General features: G+C 34.9%; 12 protein-coding genes and 1 pseudogene. 12 read left to right on the top strand and 1 reads right to left on the bottom strand.

Annotated features, from left to right (window positions below; genetic code table 11):
• From ACM39_RS19305 to ACM39_RS17685, 5 genes and pseudogenes are all read left to right on the top strand, one after another.
• The coding region (locus tag ACM39_RS19305) for a hypothetical protein (protein WP_048512374.1) at positions 1–853 on the top strand (853 nt) is incomplete at its 5' end.
• A 2-nt stretch (positions 854–855) separates the two neighbouring features.
• The gene (locus tag ACM39_RS17695; protein WP_048512373.1) at positions 856–1,206 is read left to right on the top strand and encodes a hypothetical protein; all 351 of its coding nucleotides are present in this window, start codon (positions 856–858) and stop codon (positions 1,204–1,206) included.
• A gap of 80 nt (positions 1,207–1,286) precedes the next feature.
• Positions 1,287–1,571: pseudogene (locus ACM39_RS19385) on the top strand (RHS repeat domain-containing protein); the annotation flags it as partial.
• Entirely contained in the window at positions 1,551–2,228 is a 678-nt protein-coding gene (locus ACM39_RS19665; protein WP_410470254.1) for a Fic family protein, read from the top strand. The pseudogene ACM39_RS19385 and the gene ACM39_RS19665, both read left to right, overlap by 21 nt.
• Positions 2,229–2,332: 104 nt before the next feature.
• Positions 2,333–2,578, top strand: coding sequence for a hypothetical protein (locus ACM39_RS17685; protein ID WP_048512371.1), 246 nt, complete (start codon positions 2,333–2,335; stop codon positions 2,576–2,578).
• Positions 2,579–2,624: 46 nt separating this feature from the next.
• Here ACM39_RS17685 and ACM39_RS17680 read toward each other — a convergent pair whose 3' ends face one another.
• Positions 2,625–2,951, bottom strand: a complete 327-nt coding sequence (locus tag ACM39_RS17680; RefSeq protein WP_048512370.1) for a helix-turn-helix domain-containing protein — start codon at positions 2,949–2,951, stop codon at positions 2,625–2,627.
• Positions 2,952–3,278: 327 nt separating this feature from the next.
• Here ACM39_RS17680 and ACM39_RS17675 point away from each other — a divergent pair, with 327 nt between their 5' ends.
• From ACM39_RS17675 to ACM39_RS17645, 7 genes are all read left to right on the top strand, one after another.
• Positions 3,279–3,548 (top strand): hypothetical protein, encoded by a 270-nt coding sequence (locus ACM39_RS17675; RefSeq protein ID WP_048512369.1) that lies wholly within the window; start codon positions 3,279–3,281, stop codon positions 3,546–3,548.
• A gap of 179 nt (positions 3,549–3,727) precedes the next feature.
• Positions 3,728–4,018, top strand: a complete 291-nt coding sequence (locus tag ACM39_RS17670; protein WP_131701485.1) for a hypothetical protein — start codon at positions 3,728–3,730, stop codon at positions 4,016–4,018.
• Between the two features lie 407 nt (positions 4,019–4,425).
• Positions 4,426–4,830, top strand: a complete 405-nt coding sequence (locus ACM39_RS17665; RefSeq protein ID WP_048512367.1) for a hypothetical protein — start codon at positions 4,426–4,428, stop codon at positions 4,828–4,830.
• Positions 4,831–4,941: 111 nt separating this feature from the next.
• Positions 4,942–5,559 (top strand): DUF1684 domain-containing protein, encoded by a 618-nt coding sequence (locus tag ACM39_RS17660; protein WP_048512366.1) that lies wholly within the window; start codon positions 4,942–4,944, stop codon positions 5,557–5,559.
• A 3-nt stretch (positions 5,560–5,562) separates the two neighbouring features.
• The gene (locus ACM39_RS17655) at positions 5,563–6,036 is read left to right on the top strand and encodes a GNAT family N-acetyltransferase (protein WP_048512365.1); all 474 of its coding nucleotides are present in this window, start codon (positions 5,563–5,565) and stop codon (positions 6,034–6,036) included.
• 74 nt (positions 6,037–6,110) lie between these two features.
• The gene (locus ACM39_RS17650) at positions 6,111–6,920 is read left to right on the top strand and encodes a glucose 1-dehydrogenase (RefSeq protein ID WP_048512364.1); all 810 of its coding nucleotides are present in this window, start codon (positions 6,111–6,113) and stop codon (positions 6,918–6,920) included.
• A gap of 174 nt (positions 6,921–7,094) precedes the next feature.
• Positions 7,095–9,749 (top strand): MGH1-like glycoside hydrolase domain-containing protein, encoded by a 2,655-nt coding sequence (locus ACM39_RS17645; protein ID WP_048512363.1) that lies wholly within the window; start codon positions 7,095–7,097, stop codon positions 9,747–9,749.
• The last annotated feature ends 9 nt before the right edge of the window (positions 9,750–9,758 follow it).

Raw genomic sequence — 9,758 nt, 5'->3', positions numbered from 1 at the left:
CTCTTACTGGTACAATAATGGAAATGGAGGATTTACGAGCTACGATGGTGGTGACAAAGGAGGCCATGCCGGGGGCGGAAGTTTGGCGTATGGTTCTACAGTAAGTTACAGCGGTATCTTTACAATGGGTGATGGAGTTTATACATTACCGCCGCTGGTGCTTTCGGGAAATAGTTCCGGATGGGGGCAGCAGATACAAAGTCAGTTTAATTCCTACATGAATAATCTCAATAATAATTGGGGAGCAAATGTAGCAATGGGAGTTACAGGAGTGATGTCTTTACCTACAGGTGGCGGAGCTTCAGCAGGAACCTGGACTGCAATTAGAGGTATATTAGGAGAATTAGCAGGAGGATTAAGAGCCGGTTTATGGTCTTTGCCTTTAATGTTAAACGGAGATAGTGCTCATGCTCCTGCTTATAATATACCTCTTACAACATCTGTAGATGTACCTGTTACAACAACGGATGTAAATAAGAATGGAATATTATTATATAGAGGTATATCTGCTGATATACACACTGAAACACAACTCTCAATGTATAATGAAGCTTTATTTGGAATTGCTATCCCAAATGGTTTAAGACCCGGAAATAAAGCTCACTGGAACATGGATGACCATGCTAGAGGCGATAATTATTCAGTTTGGACATCTTGGACATCTGATCCGAATGTGGCACGAGATTTTGCAACGAATTATGGAACAGCACCAGGAGTAGTTTTATCCAAAAGGTTTAAAGTTGGAGTAAATGCTATACCCAACATTTCTCCTACAGGTATGTCAATGCAAGAAAAAGAATGGTTAATCTTCGGACCTGTAACGAGAGCTAATGTTCAACATGTAAAACCTTAACAATGGAAACAATAGAAGATATTTTTAATTTGATAAAGCAAACTGTACATTTATCTGGTAAGATTGGTGATTACAAAATTAGAATAAGCAAGAGTACATTTGAAAGAAAGCATTTAATCAATATATATAAGATAAGAGAAGGTATTGCTACTCGTCAGGAGAATCATAAGCTTGCAAAAAAAATGCATCAGTTACTTATTGGTTTGGAAGATTATTCTGGAGATTTGTTAAAAGGAGCAGATATTTTTGGTGATAATTATTTCGGAATGTTTTATTTAAGTCAAAATTGGGATGAAGTTATTGGGTATTTAGAAAGTGAAACAGATGAAAACGGAAATGTTATAAATTGCTGAAATTCAAATCATTGGAGTTGCTATCTTTTTTAGGACAAAAAGATTATACTTCTTATACTCTCTTTGTTTAATAAATAATTCTAAGTTTTAAAAAAAACAGCGCAGAAGTTCTTGAAGAAAATAATTACTATCTATTTGGACTGAAACATCAGGGATATAATGTATTAGCAGGAAATCCAAGTTATCAATACAAGTACAACGGGAAAGAACTGCAGGAGACGGGAATGTATGATTATGGGGCAAGGATGTATATGCCGGATATTGGAAGATGGGGAGCAATCGACCCATTGGCGGAAGTCTCTAAAAGATGGACTCCCTATAATTATGCTTATAACAATCCTATAATGTTTGTAGACCCGGATGGGATGTTGTCTGTTAGTTCTTTACAAGAAATGTGGGATAATACTTCAGGTTCCAGTACTTGGACTAATAGTGGAAATGGAACATTTGATGGTGGCGAAGATGACCCGAAAAAGAAAAATGTTCGTAAAGCGGGCTCTTCTTCTGGGATGTCGGAAAAAGAATCACTTAAGGCACTTGTAACTATTGATGGGAAAAAATACCATAAAAATACAGGTAATCTTGGGGCTCAAATTGGAAATTGGATTAATTCATCTGTTTTTGGAGGAGACGATGATTACTTTGTAGAACATAAAGAATATAATTCTGCTGATGACAGATTTATACACGAAGCTGTTAATACATCAGCTGGAGCTTTAGCAGGAGGTGTTATAGGAAAAGTTGCGGGAAAAGGCTTTGGTATGCTATTTAGTAAATCAAAGGCTTTTAATCCTACTTCTTTCGCAGATGAAATTATTGCAATAAATGCCAAAACTGAAGGAGGAGGAGTTATTTTAAGTAGTAGTCAAAGTAGTGTAATTAATTCAGCAATGTATTATGATACTGCAGCGGAGCAAGGTAGCTCAGTTTTTAGGTCTATTATTTCTAATCATATGTTTCAAGATGGAAATAAGAGAACTGCCGTTCAGGCGTTTATGTATTTTGCAAAACAAAATGGATAAAAACAGTACCTGTACAGCAGATTTATAATGTAGCGAATAAAGTTGCTACAGGACAAGTAAGTGAAGTTTCACAAATTGCTAAAATGTTAACAAGATAATTTATAATGGAAATAAAAGAATTAGTAAATAAGCAAAACCTTTCTCCAGAAGATATTTTAAATTTAATTTCTTTCGTTGGAAAGAATAAAGATATCATTATTGTAAAAAATGATGGCATTAGAGATAGTAATCAATATTCAGTTATAATAATTTCATCAAAAAATTCTGAAAAAAGTTTTAGATGTGATAACAGTTTATTACCAGAAGCTATGAAAAAAGTTTTAAGTGAATATATAAAAGAATTTTTCTAAAATTATATAAAACAAAAGCCACCCGTATGAGTGGTTTTTTATTACATTATAGATTGCAATTTAGTTTGTTGAACGCATCAAGGAGAGCAAAGACGTGTTGTCTGTCGTTCTCTTTTAGTTTTTGGGTATCTAGGATTTTAGAAACAATACTTTTTTCCAAAAGAACATCTGTAGAACCTACGAGATAATCCAAAGAAATCTCTAAAACTTCCGCCAGTTGTGTCGCCATCTCAATAGACGGTTTTACTTCCTCACGTTCATATCTTCCGATGACAGCAGCGTGAACACCTACAAGTTTGCCCACTTCGTCCTGCGACATCTTTTTATCTTTTCTTACTTCTGTAAGACGTTTACCAAATGCTATAGACTTCATAAATGTATTAAAAACAACAGTTAATAAAGGAATTAGACAATGTGTGGTGAAAAACTTTTTTCAAAAATTTCATCTATGGAAATCTCTGCAATCAAAGAACGTTTAAGTTTATCCGAAGTCCTGAAGCATTACAACCTGCAACCTAAATTGATCCAAAAGCGAGAGCTCAAACTCCAACAACAAATGGACTTGTAAATTCTCCTTTTTTTGTAAGTCTCGGACATGAATTGGGAAATAAAAGAAATGAAAATAATTATTTATTATTTGGAAGCTGGTTCGGAGTAAGTAGGGGTGAAATCTTTACATCCCATACAGAAAATATGATTCGTGCTGAAAGATAATTTACCTCTTAGAATTTCTTATGGAATAAATAAAAGTAATCCCGATGGTTTACATGGTAAAACTATATTAATAGACTCTGTTGGAAATAGTCTATATTACAATTCTGGAGGAAATCCATATAATTGGAAAAAACAAGAATTTGAAACAACTGATAGCATAAATGCTATAAATTCTTTATTAAATTGTTCTCCATATCCAACATTCAAAGGGAGATATAATTATTATGATAATGTTAGACGTACAAAAAAGAAATAGTTACAACTACTTAATGCTTTTCTTTGTATACAATCATGTTATGCTCAAAATCAGCAAATCAAAACGTTTTTTGAAATTGAAAAGAAAAAATTTTATGAATATTGTATTAAGGAATCAGAAATTGATAAAATAAAAAATACGGACGAGAATAAAGAAGTTATAAAATTATCAAAGATAGAGTGATTATCTTTGATAATTTTATAGATGGTACTAACACTTTATTGGCTTCATTACCGGACAAAAAAGGAGACTTTATTATTTTTAATTGGAAGAAATACGATACTTATATTCCTGCTCCTACGGTTAGTCTACTCCAAACCGATAAGACGCAAGTTGTAGAGTTTACTTATTATGATGAAGCAAGAAATGCATATGATATTCCTATGAAACGAAAGGTATACGAAGAAAAAGATGGGAAATTTAAAAATGAGCTCCAGTTTATTCAATCTACATTAAATGGAAAAAAATAGATGATAGTATAGCCCGATACCAACGAAATGATTATTATATTATTAAAAGAATTAAAGGGAAATACCTTTTTTACACTTTGATTAATAATAAGTTAGAGCAAGTTCGATAAAACCTCTACCTTTGTAAGACAAAAGTTTTTATATCCTCTAATTTGGAAAATTCAATAAAAATATCATAGAAAGAGTAATTAAAAGAGTTAATCTTTCTATTTTTGAAAGAAAAACACATTTTATATGAAGATAAAAGCTTATTCATGTTCCGGATGTATTTGTAACCAAATCAAGACCTCTTCTCATCTCTTGCTCGTAACAATGGAAAAATAGTATAATAACAAAAATGAAAAGAACAGAATTCCAATTCTTATTTTTATAAAGTAAGTATATTTGTAAAGTATAAAAAAAATCCTGTGTCAGAAACAATAGCAAAGCCTATCATCGCAAAAGAACTTCTGGAATCTCTTCAGACAAAGGTGGAGGAGGAGAAGCAGGTGATTGTGCATTGTTGTTTTCCGGCATCACCATTTCTGGGGAATCTTATCAGAATTTGGCATTCTACCTATCTTTTTGATAATCAGTCTGAGCACAGAAGCAAATTGATTTATGCGGAAAATATTACTATTTTTCCAAACTGGACTCCGGTTCCATTTATGCAGGACTTTTGGTTTACTTTAGTCTTTTCAGGGCTTCCAAAAGATTGTAAAAGTTTTGATTTAAAGGAAGTGATTCCGGAAGAAGGCGGCTTTTTTGTAGAATCAATTAAAAGAAATTCTTCGGATATTTATAGAGTGAAAATTTCAGAATCATACGGATAAAACAGGTTCAACTTATGAGGTTATAATAATCAGGCAGAATTTTTGTAACATATTTTTAACAGCTTTGAACGCAAAATTTCATAGTTTTAACTTTTTAATTTAAATTGATTCATGAAGAAATATATATTGATATTGATGCTTTTTCCATTATTTGTCTTTTCTCAAAAGATGGTTTCAAAAGAAATAGTGGAAATCAAAAAGTTTCAGGAAGATTTGAATGCTGAATATCTTAATCCTAAAGAAACACCTTTAAGAGGGGGCAATTTCACAAATTTTAAAGGACACCCGTTTTTTCCGTTTGATTTAAAATATAGGGTTACGGCAAAGGTTGTGAAAACGAAAAGTGCAAAACCTTTTGACCTTCCGACATCTTCCGGAAAAACAAAATCTTATAAAGAATACGGAAAAGCGACTTTTAAACTAGACGGAAAACCTTATACTCTGACCTTATATCAAGGTCTTGATTTAATGAAGCAGAAAAAATATAAAAACTATCTTTTCTTGCCTTTCCGTGATGCTACCAACGGAAAAGAAACTTATGGTGGCGGAAAATATATGGATTTGAGAATTCCGGAAGGAGATACAATCATTCTTGATTTTAATAAATCCTATCAGCCTTACTGTGCTTATAATGCTTACGATTACAATTGTCCGATTGTTCCTGAGGAAAATAAGCTGCCTGTTGAAATTCGTGCTGGAGTTATGTATGAAGATATTTATCATCATTAATTTATGATTAGTTTACATTTTTTCAAACAGGAAGATTTATCTGATGTAAATTATACTTTAGATAAGATTCAGTCAAAATATACTTCCACAGCAGAATTGGCTTTAACAAGGATTAAAGACAGAAATACAGGCTTAGAGCATCCCGTTACGATTTTCAGAAATGAAAAACCTGTAGGATTTTTTACACTGGATTTCGGAGAAGATAAAATGGATTTAACGGATAATCAAAACTCAGTCTTACTCCGTTCTTTATCTGTAAGTCCCCACATGCAAGGCAGAGGAATCGGAAAATCTGCTATGATTGAGGTTGACGGTTTTATACGTGCAAATTTCAGGGATTGTGATGAAATTGTATTGGCTGTAAACCAAAATAATATTTCCGCTTATGAACTTTATCTAAAAGTCGGTTACCAATACGATGGCAAAACCAGAATGGGAAGAAGCGGGCCGCAATATTTAATGCATAAAAAACTTTAAGAAAATTTTAATTCTAATTTTTTCGTTTGGCGTGATACTTTCAGCTAACTTTGAGTAACATCAAATAATAAAGTATGGAAATATCACTTCAAAACCAGGTTGCTGTAGTTACAGGAGCCTCAAGCGGAATTGGTTCAGGAATTGCAAAATCATTGGCTTCAGCGGGAGCTGCAGTTGTTGTTAATCATTCTTCCGAAAGGTCTGCAGATGAAGCAAAAGCGGTCCTAAAAGAAATTACTGATGCGGGTGGGAGGGGAATTACCTATCAATGTGATGTTTCCAAGGAAGATCAGGTGGTGAAGATGTTTCAGGATACCGTTTCTGAATTTGGAACTGTAGATATTCTTATTAATAATGCCGGAATCCAAAAAGATGCAAAATTCACAGAAATGACGCTCGACCAATGGAATGCCGTGATCGGAGTGAACCTTACAGGGCAGTTTCTTTGTGCGAGAGAAGCTATCAAAGAATTTCTTCGCCGGGGAATCGATACTTCCCGTTCTATTGCTTGTGGAAAAATCATTCACATCAGTTCGGTTCACGAAATTATTCCTTGGGCAGGTCACGCAAATTATGCTTCGAGCAAAGGGGCAATCAGAATGCTGATGCAGACGTTGGCTCAGGAATATGGTGCTGATAAAATACGTGTCAACTCTATTTGTCCGGGAGCGATTCAAACGCCGATTAACAAAGATGCATGGAGTACTCCGCAGGCTTTGGATTCATTACTCAACCTGATTCCTTACAACAGAATAGGGCAGCCTCAGGATATCGGGAACCTGGCTGTATTTCTAGCCAGTGATTGGGCAGACTATATTACCGGAACCAGTATTTTCGTTGATGGCGGAATGACAACTTTTGAAAGTTTTTCAACGGGGGGATAGCTTTTTTGAGCGCACATTTCCGGCTTTCACTACTCGCTTTTTTGTACCGTTACCTATTCCGGGGCTTGCAAAAAGAGCTCAGACATGCCGTTCAATCCGGGGCGTATTTCAGTCGGGAGTTCACCGATAGTCAATTAATGTATTTAAATATTTTAAACTCATAAAAAACCTCAGATGTCAGAAAAAATCAGATTATCAGACCTTTCATGGAAAAAATGGGGCCCTTATGTCAGCAACCGCGAATGGGGTGTTGTACGTGAAGATTATAGTGAAAACGGGGATGCGTGGAACTATACCAATCATGATATCGCGGAAGCAAAAGCTTACAGATGGGGAGAAGAAGGAATTTGTGGTATCTGTGATGATTTGCAAAAATTAATTTTTTCCGTTGGTTTTTGGAATAAAAAAGATAAAATGGTGAAAGAGAGATTCTTTGGCTTATCAAACGGGCAGGGAAATCACGGTGAAGACGTAAAAGAATATTTCTATTATCTAGATTCCACCCCTACGCATTCTTACATGAAAATGCTGTATAAATATCCTCAGAATGCGTTCCCTTATGAAGATTTATTAATCACCAATTCTCGCAGAGGTAAAGATGAGACAGAATATGAGTTAATAGATACAGGGATTTTTGACCAAAACGAATATTTTGACATCTTTATAGAGTATGCTAAGGAAAGTCAGAATGATATATTGGTAAAGCTGACAGTAGTTAATAAATCTGAAAATGAAGCTCCTTTAATTATCTTACCGACAGTTTGGTTTAGAAATACATGGGATTGGGGATATAATGATTACAAACCTCAATTGAGTTCGGATGAAGCCAATGCTATTAAAGTAAAGCATAGAGATGTAGAGATAAAAAACGTTTATGCAAAACAATCTTCTAAAACTTTGTTTTGTGATAACGAAAACAATAACGAAAAACTTTACCAATCACCCAATGAATCAAAATATTGTAAAGACGGAATCAATGATTTTGTCGTTAACGGAAACTCACAGGCTGTAAACCCTAAAGATTTTGGTACGAAAGCTTCGTTTTTTATTGATGAAATTTTTAAGCCTAAAGAAACGAAAACCTTCGAATACAGAGTTACAGATAAAGATTTAAAAAAGCCGTTTGATGATTTTGGCGAAATATTTAATGAAAGACAAAAAGAATCAGATGATTTTTATAAAGAAATTCAGCAGGGAATAAAATCTGAAGATGAAAAACTTATTCAAAGACAGGCTTTCGCAGGAATGCTTTGGAATAAAATGTTTTATCATTACAACGTTGAAAGATGGCTAAAAGGTGATCCCGCAGAAGTGCCGCCACCAAAATCCCGAGAAAAAATCAGAAATTTTGAATGGAAACATCTCAACAACGAGCATATCATTTCAATGCCCGATAAGTGGGAATATCCCTGGTATGCGACATGGGATTTGGCTTTCCACACGATAAGCTTTTCACTGATTGATCCGGATTTTGCCAAGCATCAGCTAAAATTATTCCTGTTTGAATGGTATATGCATCCAAATGGCCAGCTTCCGGCTTACGAATGGAATTTGAGTGATGTAAATCCACCGGTTCATGCCTGGGCAGTTTTCCGGGTTTTTAAAATTGATGAATATTTAAAAGACAAACCTGATTTGGAATTTCTGGAAAGCGCTTTCCAAAAGCTATTAATGAATTTCACCTGGTGGGTCAATAAAAAAGATAATAACGGAAATAATATTTTTGAAGGCGGTTTTTTAGGGCTTGATAATATTGGCGTTTTTGACCGGAATACAACATTGCCGAATGGTGAACAGCTGGAACAGTCCGACGGTACAAGCTGGATGGCAATGTTTGCCCTGAATATGATGAGAATTGCTTTAGAGTTGGCTCTTTATAATAAGGTTTATGAAGAAATGGCAATGAAATTTTTTGAGCATTTTCTTTCTATTGCCAATTCTCTGGATAATATGGGAGATGAATGTTTCAGCCTTTGGGATGAAGAGGACGAGTTTTTCTATGATGCCATATCCTCCAATGACGGAAGCCATATATATCTGAAATTGAGGACAATTGTTGGTTTGATTCCGATGTTTGCCGTGGAAGTGATTGATGATGAAATGCTTGAAAACCTTCCGGATTTCAAAAAAAGGATGAAATGGGTTCTTGAAAACAAACCTGAGCTTGCAGCTTTGGTTTCAAGGTGGGAGGTAAAAGGGCAGGATTCTAAACATTTACTTTCACTTCTGAGAGGGCATCGCCTGAAAAGACTGCTGAGCCGGATGCTTGACCCTAATCAATTTTTAAGCGATTACGGGGTTCGTGCTTTATCGAAGGAATATGAAGAAAATCCGTATACATTAAAGCTGAATGAAACTGATTATACCGTAAAATACACTCCGGCGGAGAGTGATAGCGGGCTTTTCGGAGGAAATAGCAATTGGCGCGGCCCGATTTGGTTTCCTATTAATTTTTTAATTATTGAAAGCTTACAGCGTTTCTTCTTCTATTACAGTCCGGATTTCTTGGTTGAATATCCCACAGGAAGCGGAAATTATTTAAATCTGGATGAAATTGCAGATGCTCTAAGCAAAAGATTATCTAACATATTTTTAAAAGATGAAAATGGGAATCGGCCTGTGAACGGGCAATATCCAAGATTTCAAACCGATCCTGATTTTAAAGATTATATTCCGTTTTACGAATATTTTCATGGGGATAACGGTCGTGGAGTAGGAGCCTCACATCAAACAGGATGGACGGGCTTGATAGCAAAAATTTTACAGCCGAGATTTTCAAAAAAAGAGATCGCAGAATCTGAAACAGAAATGCCCGATGAAGCAAAATAGCTGAACTCT

It is taken from the genome of Chryseobacterium sp. FH2, from assembly GCF_001045455.1.
Classification (GTDB): domain Bacteria; phylum Bacteroidota; class Bacteroidia; order Flavobacteriales; family Weeksellaceae; genus Chryseobacterium.
The sequence above is the reverse complement of the archived record's forward strand: the minus strand, read 5'-3'. Positions and strand labels throughout refer to the sequence as shown.

Coding starts and splice junctions, on each gene's coding strand:
- ACM39_RS17695 (WP_048512373.1), top strand. CDS start 856: ATGGAAACAATAGAAGATATTTTTAATTTGATAAAGCAAACTGTACAT.
- ACM39_RS19665 (WP_410470254.1), top strand. CDS start 1,551: ATGTTTGTAGACCCGGATGGGATGTTGTCTGTTAGTTCTTTACAAGAA.
- ACM39_RS17685 (WP_048512371.1), top strand. CDS start 2,333: ATGGAAATAAAAGAATTAGTAAATAAGCAAAACCTTTCTCCAGAAGAT.
- ACM39_RS17680 (WP_048512370.1), bottom strand. CDS start 2,951: ATGAAGTCTATAGCATTTGGTAAACGTCTTACAGAAGTAAGAAAAGAT.
- ACM39_RS17660 (WP_048512366.1), top strand. CDS start 4,942: ATGAAGAAATATATATTGATATTGATGCTTTTTCCATTATTTGTCTTT.
- ACM39_RS17655 (WP_048512365.1), top strand. CDS start 5,563: ATGATTAGTTTACATTTTTTCAAACAGGAAGATTTATCTGATGTAAAT.
- ACM39_RS17650 (WP_048512364.1), top strand. CDS start 6,111: ATGGAAATATCACTTCAAAACCAGGTTGCTGTAGTTACAGGAGCCTCA.
- ACM39_RS17645 (WP_048512363.1), top strand. CDS start 7,095: ATGTCAGAAAAAATCAGATTATCAGACCTTTCATGGAAAAAATGGGGC.